Source organism: Cellulosimicrobium protaetiae (assembly GCF_009708005.2).
Classification (GTDB): Bacteria; Actinomycetota; Actinomycetes; order Actinomycetales; family Cellulomonadaceae; genus Cellulosimicrobium; species Cellulosimicrobium protaetiae.
Window position 1 is genome coordinate 1,597,739 of record NZ_CP052757.1, and the last position, 22,225, is coordinate 1,619,963.

A 22,225-nucleotide genomic window follows, 5' to 3' on the forward strand; every position below is an offset into this window, starting at 1 on the left:
GACCGCCCACCCGTGAGTGCATGAAATAGTCGCCATCCTGCCCAGGATCGGCGACTATTTCATGCACTCACCGGGGGCGGCCTAGGCTCGACCGCGTGGCTCACCTTCTCGGTGCCGACGGCATCTCGCTGACCGTCGGCACCCGCACCCTGCTCGACGACGTCTCGCTCGGCCTCGACGACGGCGACCGCGTCGGCATCGTCGGCCCCAACGGTGCCGGCAAGTCGACGCTGCTGCGCCTGCTCGCCGGCACGCAGCAGCCCGACGGCGGTCGCGTCACCCGGGTGGGCGGGCTGCGGGTCGGCCTGCTCGACCAGCGCGACGACGTCGGCACCGGCGCGACGATCCGCGACCTCGTGCACGGCGACGCCGAGACGCACGCGTGGGCGTCCGACGCGAGCATCCGTACCGTGCACGCCGGCCTGCTGGCCGACCTCGACCTCGACGCCCCCGCGGACACGCTGTCCGGCGGGCAGCGTCGTCGCGTCGCGCTCGCGGCGCTGCTCGTCGCCGACCACGACGTGCTGTTCCTCGACGAGCCGACGAACCACCTCGACGTCGAGGGCGTCGCGTGGCTCGCCGCGCACCTGGGCGACCGGTTCGCGCGCCCGGGCGCGAAGGGCGCGCTCGTCGTGGTGACGCACGACCGCTGGTTCCTCGACGCCGTCTGCTCGCGCATGTGGGAGGTGCGCGGCGACGGCTCCGGCGCGGTCGAGGGCTACGAGGGCGGGTACGCCGCCTACGTGCTCGCGCGCGCCGAGCGCCAGCGCACCGCGGCCGTCGCCGCGGAGAAGCGCGACAACCTGCTGCGCAAGGAGCTCGCGTGGCTGCGGCGCGGGGCGCCCGCGCGCACGTCCAAGCCCAAGTTCCGGCTCGACGCGGCGGCGGCGCTCATCGCCGACGTGCCACCCCCGCGCGACACGCTCGAGCTCACGCGCACCGCGACCAAGCGGCTCGGCAAGGACGTGCTCGACCTCGAGGACGTCACGGTCGCGGTGCCTCGCCAGGACGGGCAGGGTGAGCGGGTGCTGCTCGACGACGTCACGTGGCGCCTCGGCCCGGGCGACCGGTACGGGGTCGTCGGCGTCAACGGCGCCGGGAAGACGACCCTCCTCGCCCTGCTCGCCGGGCGGCGCGGGCCCGACGCGGGCCGGGTCAAGCGCGGCAAGACGGTGCACGTCGCCGAGCTGTCCCAGGACGTCGGCGAGCTCGACGACATCGCCGGGTCGCGCGTCATCCAGGTGATCGAGGACGAGAAGCGGTCGGTCGTCGTGGACGGCAAGGAGCTCACCGCGTCCCAGCTCGTCGAGCGGCTCGGGTTCACGCGCGAGCGGTCGCAGACCCTCGTGCGCGACCTCTCGGGCGGCGAGCGCCGCCGCCTCCAGCTCCTGCGCCTGCTCGTCGCCGAGCCCAACGTGCTCCTGCTCGACGAGCCCACGAACGACCTCGACACCGACACGCTCGCCGCGCTCGAGGACCTGCTCGACGGCTGGCCCGGAACGCTGATCGTCGTCTCGCACGACCGCTACCTGCTGGAGCGCGTGGCGGACCGCCAGGTCGCCCTGCTCGGGGACGGCAAGGTGCGCGACCTGCCGGGCGGCGTCGAGCAGTACCTCGAGCTGCGGCGCGCGGCGCTCGCGGGCACGACGTCGGGCGGGTTCGCGTCGTCGAGCGGCTTCGCGCCGTCGGCCGGGGGCGACGGCGTGGACGAGGGGTCCGCTGCGGACGTCCCGGCGGGCCCGAGCGCTGCCGAGGTGCGGGCCGCCAAGAAGGAGATCAACCGCATCGAGCGGCGGCTGTCGAAGATCGCCGAGGTCGAGGGCCGCCTGCACGAGAAGATCGCGGCGAACGCGACCGACTTCGCCGCCGTCGCGGAGCTCGACGCCGAGCTGCGCACGCTCGCGGCCGAGAAGGACGAGCTCGAGGCCGCCTGGCTCGAGGCGGCGGAGATCGCGGGATGACGGCGGGGGCGACACCCGGGCCGCGCGGGATGCGGGTCGGCGTCTCGGCGCGCGGCGTCGAGGTCGACGACGGGCAGGGCGGGGTCCTGGCCCCCTGGGCGGACGTGCGCCGCGTCACGGCGTTCGCGCTCGACGCCGTGGTCCGCACGGTGCGCTACGTGTCGTTCGACCTCGTGAACGGGCACAGCGTCGAGGTGGACGACGCCGCCCCCGAGTGGGGCGACCTGGTCGCCACGCTGCCGGGCGTCGCGCGCCTCGGGGTGGCGGACCTCCCGGCGGCGCTGGACGCGCTCGCACCGGGGGGCGACGTGCTCGTGCTGGCGGAGCCCGCCCGCTCGCGCTGAGCCCCGGCCCGGGCGGGCGCGGGGAGCTGCGCGGAGCCGCGGGCAGGCGGCGCGGTGCTCAGCGGCGCAGGAAGCCCATGCGGTCGTCGGGGTCGACGCGCTCGAGGATCGCCCCGGCGATGGCGTCGAGCTGGGCGACCTGCTCGTCGGTGAGCGGGTCGATCACGTGGTCGCGGACGGTCGCGACGTGGCCCGGTGCGGTGGCGACGACCTTCTCCCACCCGGCGTCGGTGAGGTGCGCGTTCGTGGCCCGGCGGTCCTCGGGGCACGGGACGCGCTCGACGAGCCCGCGCTTCTCCAGGCGCGCGACGACGTGCGAGAGCCGGGGGAGCGTCGCGTTGGTGGCGCCGGCGAGGTCGGTCATGCGCAAGGTCCGGTCACGGGCCTCGGAGAGCATGGCGAGCACGTAGTACTCGAAGTGGCTGAGGTCGGCGTCTCGCCGGAGCTGGGAGTCCAGGACGCCCGGCAGCAGCTCCACGACCGCCACGAGCCGCTTCCACGCGTCGAGCTGCTGGTCGTCGAGCCAGCGGGGTTCAGTCGTCATCGGGCCTCCTCCGGTACGACCATCGTAATAGTTGACGCTACAAGTTTAGCGCGCTACCGTGATGGTTGTAGCAACAACCAATAGCCGACCGTGCGGCCGGCGCAGGAAGGGAAGCCACCATGAGCAGCATCACCATCATCGGCGCGGGCAACATGGGCTCCGCGATCACCGGCCTCGCGCTCGCCGCGGGCAGCGAGGTGCAGGTCCTCACACGCGAGGCGACCGACCTGGACCCGCGGGTCGCGGCCGGCACGGTAGGCGACGAGCTCAAGGGCGACGTCGTCGTCCTCGCCCTCCCGTACGGGGCCGTCGCGGAGGTCGTCGACCTCTACGCCGACCGCCTCGACGGCAAGGTCGTCGTCGACATCACCAACCCGCTCGACTTCGCCACCTTCGACGCCCTCGTCGTGCCCGACGGCTCGTCGGCCGCGGCGCAGCTCCAGCAGCGTGTGCCGGGCGCGCGCGTGCTCAAGGCGTTCAACACGAACTTCGCCGCGACCCTCGCGTCCGGGCAGGTCGGCCCGCTCCCGACGACGGTCCTCGTCGCAGGCGACGACGCGGACGCCAAGGCGGCGCTCGCCGGCGCGGTGTCCGGCGTCCGCGTGGTCGACGCCGGCTCGCTGAAGCGCGCGCACGAGCTCGAGGCCCTCGGCTTCCTGCAGCTCACGCTCGCCGCGGGGGAGAAGACGTCCTGGACGACGGGCTTCGCGCTCGCCGAGTGACGACGCGTCCTCCTGCGCACGGCGGCCGGCCACCCCGGAGGAGGGTGACCGGCCGCCGTGGTGCGCCCTGGGTCAGCCGCGAGCCTTCTCCACCGCCGCCCGGGCCGTCTCGCGCTCGGCCTTCTCCGCCTCGCGCAGCGCCTTCTCGAGCTCGCGCACCCTCTTCTGCGCCTCCCGCACCCGACGCTCGGCGTCGCGCCGCTTGAGCGTCGCCTTCTTCACCTTCGGGTCCTTGACGTGCACAGCCACCTCTGGCGGGGCGACGGCGTCGCGCGGGTCGGTCTCCGTGCCCGTGCCGTGGGCCGGGCCGACCGCGTCGTCGGACGTACCGCCCGGGGCGGAGGAGTCTCGCCCCGCGCCGGGGGCACCCGCGTCCCGTGCGTCGACGTAGACCGCGATCCCGTCGAGGACGCGCTCGAGGCCCCACGCGGTGTCATCGATCTCGCCGTCCTCCGCGTACGTGCCTGCCTCGACGAGCGGGCGCAGGTAGGGGAAGCGCACCTCGTCGACGAGCTCGCGCAACGCACCGCCCCAGCCGCCGCCCAGGACGGCCTCGTCGCCGCCGGCCGCGGTGACCGCGCGGGCCAGGTCCGTCTGGAGGCGGGCGGCGTTCCGCGCGTACCCGCTCACGAGGAGGATGACGGACATCTTCTCCTCGTCGTCGAGCGGCGTGGAGCGCAGGGCGCGCAGCCCGCTGTCCGCCCCGCGCAGGTTGTTCGGCGTGAGGGGCGCGCCGGTCACCGGGATGTCGAGGAACCACGGGTGGGACGCGAACACCGCCATGGTGAACTGCGCCCACTCGCGCAGCTCCGCGCGCCAGTCCGCGGGGTCGTGCGCGGGCGGGTACTCGACGTCGAGCGCGGCCTCCTGCATGAGGAGCAGCAGGTCGTCCTTGCTCGTCACGTACCGGTAGAGCGACATCGTCGTGAAGCCGAGGCTCTGCGCGACCTTCGCCATGGAGACCGCGCCCAGCCCGTCGGCGTCGGCGATCTCGATGGCGGTCTCGACGATCCGCTCGATGCTCAGCTCGCGCTTGGGCGTGCGCTCGGGACGTTCGGCGACGCCCCACGCGAGCGCGAGCCGGGGCGGGAGGTCGGGTGCGTCCGTCATGGGTTCATCCTCCCCGACCGACGCCGGTCCCGTACGGACCGTCGCCGACCAGGCCCTCCCGGCGGCGCGAGCAGGTGGTCTTGGCGCGTCCGGTCGGCGGGACGCGCCAGGACCACCTGCTCGGCCGAGGTGGGGGTGGGGTGGGGGCGGGGGGTCAGCGGGCTGTGCGGCGGCGGTAGAGGATCGAGCCGGTGGCGCAGCTCGCGGCCAGGAAGCCGACGAGCCACGCGATCGCGGTGAGGACCGTCGTCGCGTCGGGTGCACCGGCCAGGAGGCCGCGGAACGTCTCGATGATCGGGGTGAACGGCTGGTTCTCGGCGAACCCGTGCAACCACGACGGCATCGTCTCGATCTCGACGAAGCCCGAGCTGAGGTAGGGCACGAACAGGAAGAGGAAGTTCACCGACTGCGACGCCTCGACGCTCAGGACCAGGCCGAGCGCGACGCTCAGCCAGGTGAAGGTGAGCACCGCGAGCACGGCGAACGCGACGAGGCCCAGCCAGTCGCCCAGCCCGGCGTCGGGGCGGAAGCCCAGCGCGAGCGCCACGGCCACCACGACGACGGCGGACGCGAGGTTGCGCGCGACGCTCGCCACGACGTGCCCCCACAGGGCGGACGGCCCGAAGATCGGCAGCGTCTTGAACCGGTCGATCGTGCCCGACGTCATGTCCTGCGCGACGCCGACGGCGGCGGTCGCCGAGCCGAACCCGAGGCACATCACGAGCACGCCCGGGACGACGTAGTCGATGTAGTCGTCCCCGCCGATCGCGCCGCCGAAGATGACGACGAACACGAGCATGATCATCACGGGCAGCGCGAACGCGGTGATGAGCCCGTCGACGCTGCGGAGCTGTCGTCGCGTCTCGCGCGCGACCATGGTGCGCACGTCGCGCGCGGCGGTCGCCGGGGTCTGCCGTGCGCGCGACGGCGTGGCGCTGCGGGGGCGGTCCAGGGTGGTCGCGGTCGAGGCGCTCATCGGGCGCCCTCCTTCCGGGTCAGGGCGAGGAAGACGTCGTCGAGCGTGGGCTTGACGACGCTGACCCCGACGACGGCGAGATCGTGGGAGTCGGCCGCGGCGAGCACGTCGCGGATCGTGCGGACGGGGTCGTCGCTCGGCGCGGTGAGCGACAGGTCCTTCTCGTCCGTGGTCGTGCGGGCGAGCCCCAGCGTCGGCGCGAGCCCGACGGCGGCCGCGAGGCTCGCGGGGTCGTCGAACGCGACGCGCACGTGGTCGCCCGCGACGAGAGCCTTGAGCTCGGCCGTCGTGCCACGCGCGGCGACGCGGCCGTCGTGCAGGACGGCGATCGTGTCGGCGAGGCGGTCTGCCTCCTCCAGGTACTGGGTCGTCAGCAGGACCGTCGTCCCGTCGGCGGCCAGGCCGCGGACGACGTCCCAGAGCTGGGCGCGCGACGCCGGGTCGAGTCCCGTCGTCGGCTCGTCGAGGACCAGCACCGCCGGGTCGGCGACCAGGCTGATCGCGAGGTCGAGGCGACGGCGCATGCCGCCCGAGTACGTCCCGACCCGGCGGTCGGCGGCGTCGGTGAGGTCGAAGCGGGCGAGGAGCTCGTCCGCGCGTCGCCGCACCGCGCGCCGGGGGAGGTGCGCGAGCTCGCCCATCATGACGAGGTTCTCGCGGCCCGTCTGGAACTCGTCCACCGACGCGTACTGGCCCGTGAGCGCGATCGTCTCGCGCACCCGCGCCGCGTCGTGCACGACGTCGGCGCCGGCGACGCGGGCCGTGCCGCCGTCGGGCCGCACGAGGGTCGTGAGGATGTTGACGGTCGTGGTCTTGCCCGCGCCGTTGGGCCCGAGCAGCGCGAAGATCTCGCCGCGGCGCACGGTCAGGTCGACACCGCGCAGCACGGCGTGGTCGCCGTAGGACTTCTCGAGCCCCTGCACGGCGATCATCGGTTCGGTCATCGCCTTCTCCTTCTCGGTGGGACGTGCTACCTGTGTGCGGTGCACACTAGCGTGTATGGCATACACGACGTGTACACCATAAACATGTGCTCCGAGGTCGGTCAAGGACTCGGGTGCACCGAAGGAGAACGGCGGTCTCAACTGGTCATCGCAACATCCTGATTCGAGGGGTGTTTTCGGATGGTGCGTGGTGGGGTGTCGGTGCCGCGGCAGTGGCGGCGGGAGTTCTGGCGGGCGTTCGTCGATGGCGTGCCTGTGGTCGCGGCGGCCGCGGGGGTGGGCGTGTCGACCCGCACGGTGCAGGCCTGGATCGCTGAGTCTGGCGGGGTGCCTGATATCGATCTCGCCGCGCCCACGGGCCGGTTCGTGTCGTTCGAAGAACGCGAGCGGATGGCGTTGCTGCGTGCCGAGGGTCATTCGTACGCGGCGATCGGGCGGCGGCTGGGCCGTCCACGCTCGACGATCTGGCGTGAGTTGACCAACCCGGGCCGGCGGGCGAGCGATGGTCGGTATGTGCCCTCGGTCGCGCAGGCCCACCGCGACCGGCAGGCCGCGCGTCCCAAACAGGATCGGCGCAAGCTCGCGCTCGACCCGCGCCTGGCGGGCTATGTCTGCGACCGGCTGGACGGCACCGTGCGACCGGACAGCCGCCGCGCACGGGTGTGGAGCCCGCAGCAGATCGCGAACCGCCTCCCGGTCGACTTCCCCGATGATGAGTCGATGCGGATCAGTCACGAGGCGATCTATCAGGCGTTGTATGTCCAGGGCCGTGGCGGGCTGCGCGCCGAGCTGCACACCGCGCTGCGGACCGGACGCGCCCGCCGCCGCCCTCGGGCCCAGGCCCGCACCAAGCGTCAGGGGCAACGCCTGCTACCGCCCGATGTCCTGATCAGCGAACGCCCGGCCGAGATCGCCGACCGCGCCGTGCCGGGCCACTGGGAGGGCGATCTGATCATCGGTGCCGGCAACAAGTCCGCGATCGGGACCCTGGTCGAGCGCAGCACCCGGTTCGTGATGCTGCTGCACCTGCCGCACGGCTACGCCGCCGAGCAGGTCGCAGAAGCGATGCGGACCAAGATCCGGGCCCTGCCCGAGCACCTACGACGCACCCTCACCTGGGACCGGGGCCGAGAGATGACACCGAACGTCGGCATCGACATCGGATTCACCGATCCCATCGACCTGTTCTTCTGCGACCCGCACGCACCCTGGCAGCGCGGCAGCAACGAGAACACCAACGGGCTCCTACGCCAGTACTACCCCAAAGGCACCGACCTGTCCGTGCACCCCGCATCCGACCTCGAAGACGTCGCAGACGCCCTCAACACCCGACCCCGCCAAACCCTCGGCTGGGCCACCCCCGCCGAGAAGCTCGCCGCGCTACTCTCACCAACCTGACCAACCCGATGTTGCGATGACCGGTTGAGACCAAGAACCCCGGTACCCCGAGGTAGAAGCCTGGTCCCGCGAGAGAGAACCGTGGTCCCGCGAGAGAGAACCGTGGTCGCGCGAGGTAGGGCGGTGGTTCGCGAGGGAGAACCCTGGGAGCGCCGGCCCTACCTTGCGCGGGGGCGGGGGGAGCCCGTAAGTGCGAGGCCGATCACCGTCATCGCCACGAGCGCGCCGAGCACGACGGCGACCGGTGCGGCCCACGTGCCCGTCGCCGAGTGCAGGGCGCCGGCCAGCGTCGGGGCGACCGCCGCGAGGCAGTACCCCACGGACTGCACCGTCGCCGACGCCTGGCGCCCGCGCCGGATGGTCGGGAAGTGCTGCGCGACGAGCGTGAAGATGACGACGAAGTTCGCCGCCTGCGCGACACCCGCCATCGACGCCCACACCGCCCACAGACCGGGCGCGGCGAGAAGGCCCACGGGCAGCGCGAGCCACAGCACCGCGATCACGGCGAAGCTCGTCCGCATCGACCAGCGGCGCACTGCGAGCGGCACCGCGAGCCCGCCGACGATCGCGAAGCCCTGGAACAACGACGCCGCGCCACCCGACGCCGCGCGCGGGATCCCCGCAAGGTCCTCCAGGATGAGCGGCAGCCACGCCGTGAGCGCGTAGAAGCTCGACGACTGGAGCGCGAACATCGCGCACAGCCACCACGTGAACGGCGTCGCGAGGACGTGGCGCTCGCGCGCGGCGGAGGGGTCGGTTCCCGTGACCCCCTCGGCCGCCGCGGTGGCGAGAGCGTCGGCGTCGGCGTCGGGGTCGGGACCGGTCGAGCCCGGGTCGCTCGACCCGCCCCTGTCGCCCGGCCGCGCGGTGTCGGGCGAGGATGTCGTTCCTGACGACGTCCCGCTCCCCGTGCCCTGTGCCGTCGGTCGCGGCGCGCTCGCCTCGCGCGGGACGGCGCGCAGCCACCAGACGAGCGCGACGACGGCGAGCACGGACCAGGACGCCAGCGCCCAGCGCCACCCGACGGCGTCGGCCAGGGGTGCGGTGAGCGCCGTCGTCGCGACGGTCCCCACGTTGATCGCCGCCGTGTACAGGCCGGTCACGGTCGCGACGTGCCCGGGGAAGTCGCGCTGCGCGATCATCGGGACCGCGAGGTTCGCCGTCGTGATGCCGAGCCCGAGGAGCACCGTCCCGGCGAAGGTCCCCGCCGTGCCGAGGGTGTCGGCGCCGAGGGCGGCGAGGTCCGCCGACCGCAGGAGCGTCCCGGCGAGGATCAGCCCGAGCGCGACCGCGATCGCCGTCCGCAGCGACGATCGTCCGAGCAGCCCGGCGACGGCGGGGGTCGCGAGCGCGAAGCACAGGACGGGGATGCCGGTGAGCAGGCCCGCGGCCGCGGCCGTCAGGTGGAGGTCGGCGGCGACGTCCGCGACGACGGGCGGCAGCGCCGTGAGCGGCGCGCGCAGGTTGACCGCGACCAGCAGCACCGCGACGAGCAGCACGCCGTCGATCCCGCCGCGGAACGTGCTCGGGCGGGGCGGCCGGGACGGCGGCATCGGGCGGTGACCTCCGGGTGCGGGGCGTGAGCGACGCCGCACGCCCGGTCAGCCGGGCCGTCGGTCAGTCGTCGAACTGTCCTCCGACTGTACGCAGGAGCGCCGCGAGCGCAGGGCGGCCGCCGGGCTCGAGCGCGTCGAGGATGCGGGCCTCCACCGCGAGCAGGTCGGTCATCGCCGTGTCCACGCGTTCCAGTCCCTCGGGCGTGAGCTCGACGAGCACACCGCGCCGGTCGTCGGGGGACCGGCGGCGCACGACGAGCCCGCGCTCCTCCAGCCGGTCGATGCGGTTCGTCATGGTCCCGCTCGTCACGAGCGTCTGCGTGACGAGGGCCCCGGGCGAGAGCCGGTACGGCTCGCCGGCCCGCCGCAGCGCGGACAGGACGTCGAACTCCCACGTCTCGAGGTGCCCCCGCGCGAACGCGGTCCGGCGCGCGCGGTCGAGGTGCCGGGCGAGGCGGTCGACGCGCGAGAAGACGGTGAGCGGCTCGACGTCGAGGTCTGGCCGCTCGCGCTGCCAGGCCGCGACGATGCGGTCGACCTCGTCCTCGTGCTGCTGCTCCATGACGCGAGGGTACTCGATATGTCTCGACATCAAGACTCTTGATGCCCGCCCGCCTAGCTGTAGCCGGCCGAGAGAACCGCGGTCGCGCGAGAGAGAACCGTGGTCGCGCGAAGTAGAACCGTGGTCAGCCGAGGTAGAACCCTGGTCTCCCCGAGTGCGGCACGCAGGGCGAGGCGAGGACGATCCTGGCACCGCGGGCAGTCGCCCGGGTGCGCCAAGACCAGGGTGGGACGACGCCGGGCGGGGTGGGTGGTGGTGCCGCGTCGTGGTCGGGCCTGGCGGGAGCCGCGAGGAACGAGCGGCGGATGGCAGACGCGGCACCACCACCCACCCCGACCACCCAGCGCGACCACGCGCCGTCGGGCACGACCACGGTTCTACGTCGCGAGACCACGGTTCTACCTCGGCAGACCACGGTTCTACTTCGGCCCACCAGTGTTCTGTCTCGTGCGACCGGGGTTCTCCCTCGGCGTCAGGTGGTGCGGAGGGCGTCCTTGAGGCGGACGCGGGCTCCGGTACGCAGGACCGCGTTGGAGTAGATCTTCGCGGCGAGCCACACGAGGACCGGGATGACGACGATCGACAGGCCGAGCGCGAGGAGGGCCTCCCAGGTCTCGGCGCTGCCGAGCGCGATGCGCACGGGCATGAGGAGCGGCGAGCACAGGGGGACGTACGACAGCCACACGACGAGCGGGTTGTCCGGGGCCCACGGCGCGACGGACACGCCGACGATGTACGGCACGACCATGAGGAACGTGACGGGCGTGGTCACCGCCCCGACGTCCTCCTGGCGCGAGACGAGCGCGCCGAGCCCGGCCATGAGGAGCGCGTAGCTGACGAACCCGACGACGAACCAGACGAGTGCCCAGACGGCAGCGGTGCCGAGGTCGATGGTCGACGTGTCGACCAGACCGAGGCCGAGCGCGGTGCCGACGCCCGCGAGCACGACGAGCGCGACCTGCCCGAGCCCGACGAGCCCGATGCCGAGCACCTTGCCCGCCATGAGCTGCCAGGGCCGGACGGTCGAGAGCAGGAGCTCGACGACGCGGCTCGTCTTCTCCTCGACGACGCCCTGCGCGATGAGCTGCCCGCTGATCATGATGGCCATGAAGAGCAGGATGCCGGTGACGAGGCCGGTGACGTAGCGGGTCGGGTCGAACTCGCTGGGCTCGCCGATCGTGCGGACGGTCGGCGCGGCCGTCGCGACGTCGCCCGCGACCTGGGCGGGGTCGCCGCCGAGGCTCGCGACGGCGTCGGACAGCGCGGTCTGCTGGGCGAGGGTCGTGAAGACCGCCGTGAGACCGGGGGAGAGCTCGGTGTCCACGACGACGGTGGGGGCGTCGGCCGTCCCGGTGACGAGAGCGTCGAGATCCCCGTCCTGTACCTGGGCCTCGCCTGCGGCGTCGTCCGCGACGTCGACCGTCTCGACCTCGGTCCCGAGCGTGCTGCCCGTGGTCTCGATCGACTCCGCGAGGGCCGACGTCTCGGGCGTGACGCCCACGCGCTCGGCGGTCGGGCCGGACGAGCTCGCGGCGTTGAGCACGAACCCGCCGAGCACGACGGCGCCGACGAGGATCACCGTCAGCCACACGAACGACTTCGAGCGCAGCCGCGTCATGATCTCGCGGCTCGCGACGAGGCGGATGGCGCCCCAGGACGTCAACGAGGTTCCCGTGCTCATGCCCCCACCCCCACGGTCTCGGCGGCCGCGTCGGCAGGCGCATCCTCGGCGCTGACGACGTCGCGGTACAGCTCGGTGAGCGACGGCCGCACGAGCGAGAACTCGTGCACCGGCCCGGCGGCGAGCGCGGCGCGCAGCACGGCCTGCTCGCGCCCGCTCGTCCCGTCGATCCCGGTCCCGTCGCCCGGCGTGAGCTCGACGACGCTGCGCGACCCCTCGAGGCGGACGGCCCGCGCGTCGGGCACGGCCCCGATCCAGCTCGCTCCCGGCGGCCCGTCCACGACCCATCGTTCGGTCTCGGTCCGCCGCAGCTCGTCGATCGTGCCGACCTCGACCATCGCGCCGTCCTTGATGATCCCGACGCGGTCGCACAGGCGTTCCACGAGGTCGAGCTGGTGCGAGGAGAAGACGACGGGGACGCCCGCGTCCGCGCGGTCGCGCAGGACGCCGCTCATGACGTCGACGGCGACCGGGTCGAGCCCGCTGAACGGCTCGTCGAGCACGAGCAGCTCCGGGTCGTGCGTGAGCGCCGCCGCGAGCTGCACGCGCTGCTGGTTGCCGAGCGAGAGCTTCTGCACCTCGTCGCCGCGGCGGGCGTCGACGCCGAGCGTCTGGGTCCAGCGCTCCATGGCGTCCTTCGCCTCGGTCGCTGACAGGCCGTGGAGCCGGGCGAGGTAGACGAGCTGCTCGCCGACCTTCATGCGCGGGTAGAGCCCGCGCTCCTCGGGCATGTAGCCGATGCGGCGGCGCGCGGCGAGGTCGATCGGCCTGCCGTCCCACCGCACCTCGCCGCCGTCGGCGGCGAGCACGCCGAGGACGATGCGCATCGTCGTGGTCTTGCCGGCCCCGTTGGAGCCGACGAAGCCGAAGATCTCCCCGGCACGCACGTCGAACGACGTCCCGCGCAGGGCGCGCACGTCGCCGTAGGTCTTGGTGAGCGAGTCGATCTCGAGTGTCGCCATGCGCCCAGACAACCACGGCCCCGCGCGGGGGGCACGGGACAGATGTCATGTCCTGCCCCTGCGGAGGGCGGGGGCAAGGACCTCCCGACGTCGGGGGCCGGCGCGGTCAGCCCAGGTGCTCGTCGCGCACGGGCGGCAGCGGCGTGCGCGCGGCGCGCACGGTGAGCCGGAGCATCGCCCCGGTCGCCTCGTCGACGGCCGCGACGTCGTCGCGCCGGACCGCGTCGAGCGCGACCCACAGGAGCTCGCGCGCGATCGCCGCCTCCCGATCGTCGAGCCGGCCGGAGATCGACTCGACCGCGCTCATCGAGACGAGGACCCGCATGCCCGCGGACGTGGGCGGTGCGACGCGGACGCGCCGGATCTCGACGGCGTCGCGCAGCGCCCTCCGCTCGGCGCGCGAGAGCCGGGGGCCGGCGACGTGCAGCAGCCCGCGTGCCAGCAGCGCGGCCGCGACGCCGAGCGTCGCCGCGACGACGACGAGGGTCGCGGGCGACTGACCTTGTGCCGCGCCGACCCCGAGCACCGCGAGCGCGGTCAGCGTGCCCGCGACCAGGCCCAGCCGGACCCCGTCGACCGACGCGTGCCACTCGGCGTGCCGCCGCACCCGGTCGAGCTCGCGCGGCGTCAGGCCGGGGACCAGCACGTCGGTGCGCTGGACGATGCGACCCGGCGACCCGGCGACGCCGCCCTGGGCGCAGCGCGCCGTCGTCCAGGTCGAGTATCCCCAGACCGTGGGACGGATCTCGTCCCGGCAGTCGTCGTGCGTGCGGTCGGTGGACCGGTCGTGCCCGTTCATGAAGTGCCCCGTCTTCGTCGGTCTGTCGTTCCGTCTGGAGAGACCGGAACGGTCGCGGGTCATGACGCGGGTTCTGGGAAGTTTCCCGGGGCGACCGGTGGAGGTGCGTGTCGGTCCGCGCTCACGAGCCGGGTGTCGTGATGAGGCGAGGTCGCTTCTCCATGTCGGCCAGGCCGTTCCACGCGAGGTTGACGAGGTGGGCCGCGACCTCGGTCTTCTTCGGCGAGCGCGCGTCGAGCCAGTACTGCCCCGTGAGGGCGACCATGCCGACGAGCATCTGCGCGTAGATCGGCGCGACCTTCGGGTCGAGCCCGCGCGTGCGGAACTGGTGGGCGAGCAGGTGCTCGACCTGGGTCGCGACGTCGCCGATGAGGCTGGAGAACGTGCCGGTGGCCTGGGCGACGGGGGAGTCGCGGACGAGGATGCGGAACCCGTCCTCGGACGCCTCGATGTACGACAGCAGCGCGAGCGCGGTGCGCTCGAGCAGGACCTTGGGGTGCCCGCCCTCGTCGAGCGCGCCGGAGAGCGCGGCGGTGAGCGCCTGGACCTCGCGGTCGACGACGACGGCGTAGATGCCCTCCTTGCCCCCGAAGTGCTCGTACACGACCGGCTTGGACACCTCGGCGCGCGCCGCGATCTCCTCGACGCTCGTCCCGTCGAACCCCTTCTCGGCGAACAGGCCGCGGCTCACCGCGAGCAGCTGCTCGCGCCGCTGGCTCGCGGTCATGCGGGATCGGGGGGTACGTCTGGACTCGGCCACGAGGACCATCATGCCGTGCTGTGCGCGACGGCGTCCGGAGCGTCCGACGCGCCCGGGTGCGGCCCGGTGCGCCTCGGGTGTGGCGCGGCCCACGCCGCGACCGGGGTGCGGATGGGGCGAGACGGGCGCAGGCGGCGTCGGGCACGCAGGCCGACCTGGCAGACTGTTCCAGGACCCACCCCGCACGGCAGCGGGTCCGATCCGCCTTGGTGTAATCGGCAGCACAAGGGTTTTTGGTGCCCTTGGTCCAGGTTCGAGTCCTGGGGGCGGAGCTCGTGCCACCGATCCCGAGGGGAACACCCATGGAAGCTCAGCAGGGCACCGACACCACCGTCGCCCCCGCTGCCGTGATCGTCCTCGCCGCAGGCGAGGGCACGCGGATGAAGTCGTCCACCCCCAAGATGCTCCACACCCTCGCGGGCCGCAGCCTGCTCGGGCACGTGCTCGTCGCGGCGCGCTCGCTCGACCCGGCGCTGCTCGCCGTCGTCGTGCGGCACGAGCGCGACCGCGTCGCCGAGCACGCGGTCTCGGTCGACCCGGACGCCGTCGTCGTGGACCAGGACGAGATCCCCGGGACCGGGCGCGCCGTGCAGTGCGCGCTCGTCGCGCTCGACGCGAAGGCCCACGCGCAGGCCCTCGTGGCCGGGGTGCCCGACGGCGAGGAGGGGCGCGGCCTGGGCGACGGGCTGGAGGGCCCGGTGGTCGTCACGGCGGGCGACACCCCGCTGCTCGACGGCGGCACGCTCGCCCAGCTCCTCGCCGCGCACGTCGCGGACGGCAACGCGGTGACGATGCTGACGACGGAGCTCGAGGACGCGACCGGGTACGGGCGCGTCGTGCGCGACGGCGCGGGCGACGTGCAGCGGATCGTCGAGCACAAGGACGCGTCGGCCGACGAGCGTGCGATCCGCGAGATCAACGCGTCGATCTACGTGTTCGACGCCGCGGTCCTGCGCCGCGGCCTGGGCACGCTCGGTCGCGACAACGCGCAGGGCGAGGTGTACCTCACGGACGTCGTCGCGGCGGCGCGCGCCGAGGGCGGCTCGGTCCGGGCGCTCGTGTCGGCGGACCCGACGATCGTCGAGGGCGTCAACGACCGCGTGCAGCTCGCGACGCTGCGCGCGGAGCTCAACCGCCGGATCCTCGAGGACTGGATGCGCGAGGGCGTGACCGTCGTCGACCCGACCTCGACGTGGGTCGACGTCGACGTCGAGCTCGCGCGCGACGTCACCCTGCTCCCGGGCACGCAGCTCCACGGCGCGACGGTGGTCGCCGAGGGCGCCACCATCGGCCCGGACACGACGCTCACGGACACCGAGGTCGGTGCGGGCGCGACCGTGACCCGCACGCACGGCTCGCTCGCGGTCCTGGGCGCGGGGACGTCCGTCGGCCCGTTCGCCTACCTGCGCCCCGGCACCGTGCTGGGCGCGCGGGGCAAGATCGGCACGTTCGTCGAGACGAAGAACGCGGAGATCGGCGAGGGCTCCAAGATCCCGCACCTGTCCTACGTGGGCGACGCGACGATCGGCGAGCACACGAACATCGGCGCCGCGTCGGTCACGGTCAACTACGACGGCGTGCACAAGCACCGCACGGTGATCGGCTCGCACGCGCGCACGGGCGCGGACAACATGTTCGTCGCTCCCGTGAGCGTCGGCGACGGCGCGTACACCGCGGCCGGGTCCGTCATCCGCCGCGACGTGCCCGCGGGTGCGCTCGGTGTGAGCGGTGGCCAGCAGCGCAACATCGAGGGCTGGGTCGAGCGCCGTCGCCCGGGCACCGCCGCCGCCGACGCCGCGGCCGCCGCGCGCGCGAACGACCCCGAGGCGCCTCCGCTCGGCGCGCAGGCGCAGGCACAGCTCGCCGACCAGAACGTCGCCGCGACCGCCGAGCGCCCGACCCCGCCCCCGCCCGGCCCCGAGCTCGAGCACACGCTCGAGGCGCTGCGTGGCGGTCGCCCCGCCGCCACGGCAGACTGACCGCGACCGGCCGAGACGTCTCAGAACCGCCCCCGTACCCGGAAACACCACCGAAGGAACCCACAGGTATGAGCAGCACGATCGCCGGAAACGGGGAGAAGTCCCTCGTCCTCGCCTCGGGACGCGCGCACCCCGAGCTCGCCAACGACGTCGCGCGGGAGCTGGGCATCGACCTGCTGCCCACGACCGCGTACGACTTCGCCAACGGCGAGATCTACGTCCGGTTCGGGGAGTCGGTGCGCGGCGCCGACGTCTTCATCCTCCAGAGCCACACCGCGCCGATCAACCAGTGGATCATGGAGCAGCTGCTCATGGTCGACGCCGCCAAGCGCGCCTCGGCCCGCACCATCACGGTCGTCCAGCCGTTCTACGGCTACGCGCGCCAGGACAAGAAGCACCGCGGCCGCGAGCCGATCTCGGCCCGCCTCATGTCCGACCTGTTCACCGCCGCGGGCGCCGACCGCCTCATGAGCGTCGACCTGCACGCCGCGCAGACGCAGGGCTTCTTCGACGGGCCGGTCGACCACCTGTGGGCCATGCCGATCCTCACCGACTACGTCCGCTCGCGCGTCGACACGTCGAACGTCACGGTCGTCTCGCCCGACGCCGGCCGCATCCGCGTCGCCGAGCAGTGGGCGGCGAAGCTCGGCGGCGGCCCGCTCGCGTTCGTGCACAAGACGCGCGACATCACGCGCCCCAACCAGGCCGTCGCCAACCGCGTCGTCGGCGAGGTCGAGGGCCGCGACTGCGTGCTCGTCGACGACCTCATCGACACCGGCGGCACGATCGCCGAGGCGGTGCGCGTCATCCTCGCCGCGGGCGCCCGGTCGGTCATCGTGGCCGCGACGCACGGCGTGCTGTCCGACCCGGCGGCGCAGCGCCTCTCGGAGTGCGGGGCGAGCGAGGTCGTCATCACCGACACGCTGCCCATCGCCGCGGAGAAGCAGTTCCCGCAGCTCACCGTGCTCTCCATCGCGCCGCTCGTCGCGCGCGCGATCCGTGAGGTGTTCGACGACGGGTCGGTCACCTCGCTCTTCGACGGCAACAGCTGACGCACCACCACCGGACGCCCCGCCGCGCACCCGCGCGGCGGGGCGTCCGCGTACGTAGACGCCGGGGCCGAGCGCGCGTGGCGCGGCGCGACGGCGGACTGCCGCGTAGCGTGAGCGCGTCGCCGACTGGTGCCGCCCGGCACCGCGACGCCGCGGGAGGAGACGCGATGGGTACCTCGGGAGTGACGACCACCGGCCAGGGCGCCGTGACGGCGACGCCGGACGTCGCCGTCGTCGAGCTGGGCGCGGAGTCGAGCGCCCCCGGGGTGCAGGAGGCCCTCGACCGGGCGAACGCCGGCCTCGCCGCGGCGCGCGACGCGCTCGTCGCGGCGGGTGTCCTACAAGCAGACGTGCGCACGTCGCAGACCTCGACCTGGACCGAGCAGCGCGACGACGGACCGCGCACGACGGCGCGCCTCACGCTGCGCGCGACCGTGCGCGACGTCGCGGCGTGCGGCGAGATCGTCCGTGCCGCCCTCGACGCGGCAGGGCCCGTCGCGCGGCTCGACTCGACGAGCCTCGCCGTCGGCGACCCCGGGCCGCTCGCCGTGGCGGCGCGCGACGCCGCGTACGCCGACGCGCGGTCCCGCGCCGAGCAGTACGCGCGCCTCGCCGGTCGGTCGCTCGGGCCGGTCGTCGAGATCCGTGAGGACTCCGGCGGCCCCGGCCCGATGCCGCGGATGATGGCGGCCAAGGCGGCGACCGACGCGCTCGTCGTCGAGCCGGGTACGCAGGAGGTCCGCGCGAGCGTCACGGTGCGCTGGGAGCTCGCGGACTGATCCGCTAGGTGTGCTCGAGGTCGAGCCACACGTCCAGGTGGTGACGAGCCTCTGTCGTCCTCGCGTCGCTGAGAGCGAGTACCCCGAGCCGTCGGTCCACGGCGCCGTGGAGGACCAGTCGCTTCGCCTCCGGCAGCGTGGGCAGGCTCATGTCGTACGGACGACCTGTCGTCCCGATGGCCGCCTCGGCGATCTCGTATCTGATGGTCGCGAGCGAGTGCGGCACGGCCAGGACGAGTCGAGCGATCTGCACGATGTCGGCGGCGTTGCGCGGGGAGAGCGCAAGGCAGCTCTGGAGCAGCAGCCCCGGTGACGCGGGGACGTCGTCCTCCCTGCGGATCCCTGCTTGCTCGAGGAGGTCGCGGTGCCGCGCGATCTCACCGATCGCCAGGAAGGATCCGAGCGGCTCGGCGCCGAACACGACACGGTACGACTCGCTCGTGCGGTAGGTCGTGAGCACCGGGTCGGTCTTGATCCACGTCCGCGCGGACGGGTGCACACGCGCGCGGAGGAACTGCTCGGTGGCGAGCGCGTCGTCGATCCTGGCTGCTTCACTGGTGGCGGGACGCGAGGCGTAGTAGCACCCGAGGTTGTACCAGCTCGCCGGTGTCGTCGCGTCGTCCGGGTCCAGCGGCTCGACCCGCGAACGGGGTTCTTTCCCGGGTTCGCCGGATGTCGGCCCCGTGGAGAACCGGACGACGCACGTGGTGTCGACCGTGATCGGACCGAGGAAGAGAGCTGATTCCGCCCGGACACGGATCGTGCGGTGCCGACTGTTCTCGGACCCCTCGATGATCAGGGTTCCCCCGGGGAAGGCGGCGTCCTCCGCGATGACCCGAACCGACCTGTCGTCGGCCACGCAGAGCGCGAGGGGCCCTGCGGGCAGCGCGAGCGTCGCGATCACCTTGACCGGAACGACGTGCGCGCACCCCCGGTGTGCGGCGTGATCGCACGGCGGCGCGCCCTCTGCCGTGCGGACGACAGGACCCGGGGCGGGCGGGATCGTGATGGTCTCGACCGTCGTCCACAGCCGGTAGGACATGGCGGTGGCCGCGGCTCGGACGCGTTCGACGACCTGCTCGCCCTCCCGACCGGCCGGCCTCGAGTGCAGCTCGGCCTCGAGCTCCTCGACCGCGCTGCGCGCCCGGCCGTCGGGTCGAGATCGCCGACCGTCGTTGGCGGCGAACGACGCGTTGATCGCCACGGCCGCCCGCGTGTACAGGGCGCGGAGGACGAGCACCTCGTGCCCGGGTCGTGGCGAGCCGTCGACACGGGCACGCCCGACCAGCTCCGTGAGCCATCGGACGTACCGGTCGGCCTTCTCGAACGTGTCGCTGCGTCGCATCGTCACCCTCGCGAGGGCGACCTGCGCCGGGAGGTTGCCGGGGTCGTCGGAGCAGGCCGCGGCGAGCAGCCCCTTCTGGGTCTCCTCGTCGTGGTCGTACACCGACGTCGCCAGGTCGAAGAGCGCGAGGCTGCGCCAGCTCGTCGTCCCGCACAGGCCCTCGAACCCGGTGTGGTGCCGGGCGAGCGTCGTCAGCACGACGGCGGCCGCCGCCCGCTGGAGATCCGACCACGAGTCCGCGGGCGTCGCGGCGGCATCGTCCTCCGGCTCCGGCTCCTGTGCCCCGTCCCGGACGGGAGCGACACGCCCGACCAGGCGGTCGTGCGAGACGACCGCGGACCCTGCGAGTCGCCCGTTGCGCGTGATCACCACGGCCAGGGACGTGCCGCGCTCCTCGACCACGACGCGCCACGGAAGCGAACCCGCGAGGCCCGTCACGAGGCTGGTCAGCACCTTCAGGACGGCGTTCTGCGGGAGCTCGGAGAGCACGCCGCCGCGCAGCGTCTCGACGTCGGTGCCGCGGGGCATCTCGAGTCCGCGGGCCGAGGTGCCGCCCAGCTCGCGCAGGAGCGCGACCAGGTGCCCGGACTCCAGGGCGGGATCCTTCGCCTCCTCTCCCCGCACGTCGACGCGGACCCGCAAACGGGTCGCGAGGAAGACGGTCGTCAGGCCGACTCCGAGGACCGCGAGCGAGAGGCCGGCGGCCGCGACGGGGACGTCGCCCGCGCGGCTCGGATCGGGCGGGACCGCGCCGTCCCTCCCGACCAGGAACACGAACACGAGGGTGGCTCCTGCGCCGATCGACAGGACGACGGGCCAACCCCCGAAGCCCTGAGCCCCCGAGCCCGGCGTGGCCTTCGGCAGCCGGGCGAACAGGACGACGGTCATGACCGCGACGACCACGGCCCCGAGGCCGACAACGACCCAGACGACACTCGCGCCGCGCCACCATCCGTCGCCCACCCGCGCCCGGGTGCCCATCAGGTCGAGCGCGGTCGCCCACGTCAGGGTGAGCGCGGCGGTGACGATCGACACGGCACCGGTGACGCCGACCGTGCGGGCCGTCCGCGGGCCGAGGCGCGGCCAGGACAGCGTGGTCGGCGTCAGGGCCCGGGCCACGACGAAGAGCCCGGCGAGGACGACGACGAGGACGACGGCCGGCTGGGTGAGCGGCTCGACGTACCGGTCGACGAAGCGGGTCCACGCTGCCGAGAACGTGCCCACCGGCTGCGCCAGGGCCGCGTCCGCCGCGCTCTTCGCCTCGGCCGCGGTCTCGTTCTCCGCGTCGACGGCGAGAGCCTCCTGGGCCTTCTCCTGGGCGCCGCGCGCATCCGTCGGGACGAGCGCGGCGGCCTCGTCCGCGAGCGCCTGCGCACGCTCGATCGCGTCGAGGGCGAGCGCTTCCTCGTCCGCACAGGGGAGAGCAGGGCTCTGCGACTCCTCGACGGCGGTGGACGCGCCCTCGTCGTCGAAGGTCGTCGTGGTCCCCGACGACGTGGTGGGGGTTCCGACGTCCTCGGCACGCAGCGCGGTGACCTGAGCGAGCGCAGCCTCCGGCTGCGCGGCGTCCACCAGCGTGCGGACGCCGTCGCACACGTCCGAGACCCCGGCGGGGGTGCCCAGGGCGGGGGCGGCGACGGCCAGGGACGCGAGGGCGAGCGCTGCCGCGGCGAGCAGGTGTGGCGCCGACGGGCCGGGTCGCGACAGGCCGGGTCGGTGGCCCTCGCGGAGGGTGCGTGCTCGCATGTCGTGCTCCCGGAACGGTCGGGGCAGCGGCGTTCGACGGCGAACGCGACGAGCCGCGGCGTCGAGGCTCGGAACAGCGGCGTGCAGGCGGTGCTCTTGAGTCGCAGGGTCCCACCGGCAGCGTCGGGGTGCTCGGTGGGCCCGGGTGAAATCTCGGAGAGGCCACGTCGGCGGTCGACGTGAACGGGTACGACGTCGTGCACGCCGGGCGGGACGCCCGTGACATTCGGCACCTCCCGCGTCCGCGGCGCCGCCGTAGCGTGGGGTCATGCTCATCCTCGAGGACTACCTGCTGCTCACGCTCGACGACGTGACGGGCAAGGCCGTCGTCGACGCGTCGTACCGCGAGCAGGTCGCGGCCGGTGCGCTGCTCGTGGAGCTCGCGCTCCTGGGCCGGGCGGACCTCGCGGGCGACGGGGACGGCGGTCGGATCGGGCGCATCGTCGTGCGGGACGCGTCGCCGACGGGCAACCGTCTGCTGGACGAGGCGCTCGACGTCGTCCGGTCGCGCGAGGGATCGAAGCCCAAGGCGCTCGTGGCGCCCATCGCGAAGCTCAAGCCCGCGTCGCGCGCGATCGGTTCGCTCGCCGAGCGCGGGGTCCTGCGACGCGAGGAGGGCCGCGTCCTCGGGATCTTCCCGACCACGCGGTGGCCCGCGGCGGACTCGCGGCACGAGGACTCCGTGCGCGCGGACCTGTGGCGCGTGCTGGTCGAGGGCGGGGTGCTGGATGATCGGACCGCGGCGCTCGTCGCGATCCTCTCGGCGACCGGCCAGGCGGGTCGTGTCCTCGCCGCGGGCGGCGACCGCGGGGCCGCGGCGGTCGCCGACGGCGGTCAGGAGTGGACGGGCGCGCGACGGCGCGCCGTGGACGGGCGCGCGAAGGACATCGCTCGCGAGAGCTGGGCGAGCGAGGCCGTGCGCGCGTACGTCGAGGAGATCACCGCTGTGCTCCTCGTCGGTGCCACGGTGGCGGCGACGGCCGCGGCGACGAGCTGACGGCGTCG

General features: G+C 73.8%; 19 protein-coding genes and 1 tRNA gene. 9 read left to right on the top strand and 11 right to left on the bottom strand.

Annotated elements, in window-relative coordinates:
• Nucleotides 1-95: 95 nt before the first annotated feature.
• Nucleotides 96-1,961 (top strand): ABC-F family ATP-binding cassette domain-containing protein, encoded by a 1,866-nt coding sequence (locus tag FIC82_RS06815; protein WP_168731571.1) that lies wholly within the window; start codon nt 96-98, stop codon nt 1,959-1,961.
• Complete coding sequence (locus tag FIC82_RS06820) at nt 1,958-2,305, top strand: hypothetical protein (RefSeq protein ID WP_154798028.1); 348 nt, start codon at nt 1,958-1,960, stop codon at nt 2,303-2,305. Before FIC82_RS06815 ends, FIC82_RS06820 begins: the two co-directional genes overlap by 4 nt.
• Nucleotides 2,306-2,363: 58 nt before the next feature.
• Here the strand turns inward: FIC82_RS06820 and FIC82_RS06825 are convergent, their stop codons facing one another.
• Complete coding sequence (locus tag FIC82_RS06825) at nt 2,364-2,849, bottom strand: MarR family winged helix-turn-helix transcriptional regulator (protein ID WP_154798029.1); 486 nt, start codon at nt 2,847-2,849, stop codon at nt 2,364-2,366.
• A 119-nt stretch (nt 2,850-2,968) separates the two neighbouring features.
• On the opposite strand from FIC82_RS06825, the gene FIC82_RS06830 reads away from it, so the two are divergent.
• On the top strand, nt 2,969-3,571 hold the full coding sequence (locus tag FIC82_RS06830) for an NADPH-dependent F420 reductase (protein ID WP_154798030.1): 603 nt from the start codon (nt 2,969-2,971) through the stop codon (nt 3,569-3,571).
• Nucleotides 3,572-3,643: 72 nt separating this feature from the next.
• Here FIC82_RS06830 and FIC82_RS06835 read toward each other — a convergent pair whose 3' ends face one another.
• The 3 genes from FIC82_RS06835 to FIC82_RS06845 all read right to left on the bottom strand — a co-directional run bounded on the left by FIC82_RS06835 (nt 3,644) and on the right by FIC82_RS06845 (nt 6,601).
• A complete protein-coding gene (locus FIC82_RS06835; protein ID WP_154798031.1) occupies nt 3,644-4,681 on the bottom strand; it encodes a TetR/AcrR family transcriptional regulator C-terminal domain-containing protein in 1,038 nt (345 codons plus the stop codon).
• Nucleotides 4,682-4,835: 154 nt separating this feature from the next.
• Nucleotides 4,836-5,657, bottom strand: coding sequence for an ABC transporter permease (locus FIC82_RS06840; RefSeq protein ID WP_216609999.1), 822 nt, complete (start codon nt 5,655-5,657; stop codon nt 4,836-4,838).
• A complete protein-coding gene (locus tag FIC82_RS06845; RefSeq protein ID WP_154798032.1) occupies nt 5,654-6,601 on the bottom strand; it encodes an ATP-binding cassette domain-containing protein in 948 nt (315 codons plus the stop codon). The genes FIC82_RS06840 and FIC82_RS06845 overlap by 4 nt, the downstream gene beginning before the upstream one ends.
• Nucleotides 6,602-6,781: 180 nt before the next feature.
• Here FIC82_RS06845 and FIC82_RS06850 point away from each other — a divergent pair, with 180 nt between their 5' ends.
• The gene (locus tag FIC82_RS06850) at nt 6,782-7,999 is read left to right on the top strand and encodes an IS30 family transposase (RefSeq protein WP_154797467.1); all 1,218 of its coding nucleotides are present in this window, start codon (nt 6,782-6,784) and stop codon (nt 7,997-7,999) included.
• Nucleotides 8,000-8,157: 158 nt separating this feature from the next.
• Here the strand turns inward: FIC82_RS06850 and FIC82_RS06855 are convergent, their stop codons facing one another.
• From FIC82_RS06855 to FIC82_RS06880, 6 genes are all read right to left on the bottom strand, one after another.
• A complete protein-coding gene (locus FIC82_RS06855; protein ID WP_154798033.1) occupies nt 8,158-9,552 on the bottom strand; it encodes an MFS transporter in 1,395 nt (464 codons plus the stop codon).
• Nucleotides 9,553-9,616: 64 nt separating this feature from the next.
• Nucleotides 9,617-10,117 carry a MarR family winged helix-turn-helix transcriptional regulator gene (locus FIC82_RS06860; protein ID WP_168731572.1) on the bottom strand — a complete coding sequence of 167 codons (501 nt, stop codon included), beginning with the start codon at nt 10,115-10,117 and terminating at the stop codon, nt 9,617-9,619.
• Between the two features lie 472 nt (nt 10,118-10,589).
• Nucleotides 10,590-11,798: an ABC transporter permease gene (locus tag FIC82_RS06865; protein WP_154798035.1), complete on the bottom strand. Its 1,209-nt coding sequence runs from the start codon at nt 11,796-11,798 to the stop codon at nt 10,590-10,592.
• Complete coding sequence (locus FIC82_RS06870; RefSeq protein WP_154798036.1) at nt 11,795-12,760, bottom strand: ABC transporter ATP-binding protein; 966 nt, start codon at nt 12,758-12,760, stop codon at nt 11,795-11,797. The genes FIC82_RS06865 and FIC82_RS06870 overlap by 4 nt, the downstream gene beginning before the upstream one ends.
• 106 nt (nt 12,761-12,866) lie before the next feature.
• On the bottom strand, nt 12,867-13,559 hold the full coding sequence (locus FIC82_RS06875; RefSeq protein WP_154798037.1) for a hypothetical protein: 693 nt from the start codon (nt 13,557-13,559) through the stop codon (nt 12,867-12,869).
• 121 nt (nt 13,560-13,680) lie between these two features.
• Nucleotides 13,681-14,286, bottom strand: a complete 606-nt coding sequence (locus FIC82_RS06880) for a TetR/AcrR family transcriptional regulator (protein WP_154798038.1) — start codon at nt 14,284-14,286, stop codon at nt 13,681-13,683.
• A 233-nt stretch (nt 14,287-14,519) separates the two neighbouring features.
• Between FIC82_RS06880 and FIC82_RS06885 the strand changes: the two genes are divergently transcribed.
• The 4 genes from FIC82_RS06885 (at nt 14,520) to FIC82_RS06900 (ending at nt 18,129) form a co-directional block, all read left to right on the top strand.
• Nucleotides 14,520-14,591 (top strand) — tRNA-Gln (locus FIC82_RS06885).
• 30 nt (nt 14,592-14,621) lie between these two features.
• Complete coding sequence (gene glmU / locus FIC82_RS06890) at nt 14,622-16,298, top strand: bifunctional UDP-N-acetylglucosamine diphosphorylase/glucosamine-1-phosphate N-acetyltransferase GlmU (RefSeq protein WP_154798039.1); 1,677 nt, start codon at nt 14,622-14,624, stop codon at nt 16,296-16,298.
• 68 nt (nt 16,299-16,366) lie between these two features.
• Nucleotides 16,367-17,350: a ribose-phosphate diphosphokinase gene (locus FIC82_RS06895; protein ID WP_154798040.1), complete on the top strand. Its 984-nt coding sequence runs from the start codon at nt 16,367-16,369 to the stop codon at nt 17,348-17,350.
• A gap of 167 nt (nt 17,351-17,517) precedes the next feature.
• On the top strand, nt 17,518-18,129 hold the full coding sequence (locus FIC82_RS06900) for an SIMPL domain-containing protein (protein ID WP_154798041.1): 612 nt from the start codon (nt 17,518-17,520) through the stop codon (nt 18,127-18,129).
• 4 nt (nt 18,130-18,133) lie between these two features.
• Here FIC82_RS06900 and FIC82_RS06905 read toward each other — a convergent pair whose 3' ends face one another.
• On the bottom strand, nt 18,134-21,220 hold the full coding sequence (locus FIC82_RS06905; RefSeq protein ID WP_154798042.1) for a hypothetical protein: 3,087 nt from the start codon (nt 21,218-21,220) through the stop codon (nt 18,134-18,136).
• Between the two features lie 268 nt (nt 21,221-21,488).
• Here FIC82_RS06905 and FIC82_RS06910 point away from each other — a divergent pair, with 268 nt between their 5' ends.
• Nucleotides 21,489-22,217, top strand: a complete 729-nt coding sequence (locus FIC82_RS06910) for a GOLPH3/VPS74 family protein (protein ID WP_154798043.1) — start codon at nt 21,489-21,491, stop codon at nt 22,215-22,217.
• The last annotated feature ends 8 nt before the right edge of the window (nt 22,218-22,225 follow it).

Excerpts from the sequence above, each read along its gene's own strand:
- glmU (WP_154798039.1), top strand. The coding sequence starts at position 14,622 with ATGGAAGCTCAGCAGGGCACCGACACCACCGTCGCCCCCGCTGCCGTG.
- FIC82_RS06850 (WP_154797467.1), top strand. The coding sequence starts at position 6,782 with ATGGTGCGTGGTGGGGTGTCGGTGCCGCGGCAGTGGCGGCGGGAGTTC.
- FIC82_RS06880 (WP_154798038.1), bottom strand. The coding sequence starts at position 14,286 with ATGACCGCGAGCCAGCGGCGCGAGCAGCTGCTCGCGGTGAGCCGCGGC.
- FIC82_RS06870 (WP_154798036.1), bottom strand. The coding sequence starts at position 12,760 with ATGGCGACACTCGAGATCGACTCGCTCACCAAGACCTACGGCGACGTG.
- FIC82_RS06910 (WP_154798043.1), top strand. The coding sequence starts at position 21,489 with ATGCTCATCCTCGAGGACTACCTGCTGCTCACGCTCGACGACGTGACG.
- FIC82_RS06860 (WP_168731572.1), bottom strand. The coding sequence starts at position 10,117 with ATGGAGCAGCAGCACGAGGACGAGGTCGACCGCATCGTCGCGGCCTGG.
- FIC82_RS06865 (WP_154798035.1), bottom strand. The coding sequence starts at position 11,798 with ATGAGCACGGGAACCTCGTTGACGTCCTGGGGCGCCATCCGCCTCGTC.
- FIC82_RS06900 (WP_154798041.1), top strand. The coding sequence starts at position 17,518 with ATGGGTACCTCGGGAGTGACGACCACCGGCCAGGGCGCCGTGACGGCG.
- FIC82_RS06835 (WP_154798031.1), bottom strand. The coding sequence starts at position 4,681 with ATGACGGACGCACCCGACCTCCCGCCCCGGCTCGCGCTCGCGTGGGGC.
- FIC82_RS06905 (WP_154798042.1), bottom strand. The coding sequence starts at position 21,220 with ATGCGAGCACGCACCCTCCGCGAGGGCCACCGACCCGGCCTGTCGCGA.
- FIC82_RS06840 (WP_216609999.1), bottom strand. The coding sequence starts at position 5,657 with ATGAGCGCCTCGACCGCGACCACCCTGGACCGCCCCCGCAGCGCCACG.
- FIC82_RS06820 (WP_154798028.1), top strand. The coding sequence starts at position 1,958 with ATGACGGCGGGGGCGACACCCGGGCCGCGCGGGATGCGGGTCGGCGTC.
- FIC82_RS06830 (WP_154798030.1), top strand. The coding sequence starts at position 2,969 with ATGAGCAGCATCACCATCATCGGCGCGGGCAACATGGGCTCCGCGATC.
- FIC82_RS06855 (WP_154798033.1), bottom strand. The coding sequence starts at position 9,552 with ATGCCGCCGTCCCGGCCGCCCCGCCCGAGCACGTTCCGCGGCGGGATC.
- FIC82_RS06875 (WP_154798037.1), bottom strand. The coding sequence starts at position 13,559 with ATGAACGGGCACGACCGGTCCACCGACCGCACGCACGACGACTGCCGG.
- FIC82_RS06825 (WP_154798029.1), bottom strand. The coding sequence starts at position 2,849 with ATGACGACTGAACCCCGCTGGCTCGACGACCAGCAGCTCGACGCGTGG.
- FIC82_RS06845 (WP_154798032.1), bottom strand. The coding sequence starts at position 6,601 with ATGACCGAACCGATGATCGCCGTGCAGGGGCTCGAGAAGTCCTACGGC.
- FIC82_RS06895 (WP_154798040.1), top strand. The coding sequence starts at position 16,367 with ATGAGCAGCACGATCGCCGGAAACGGGGAGAAGTCCCTCGTCCTCGCC.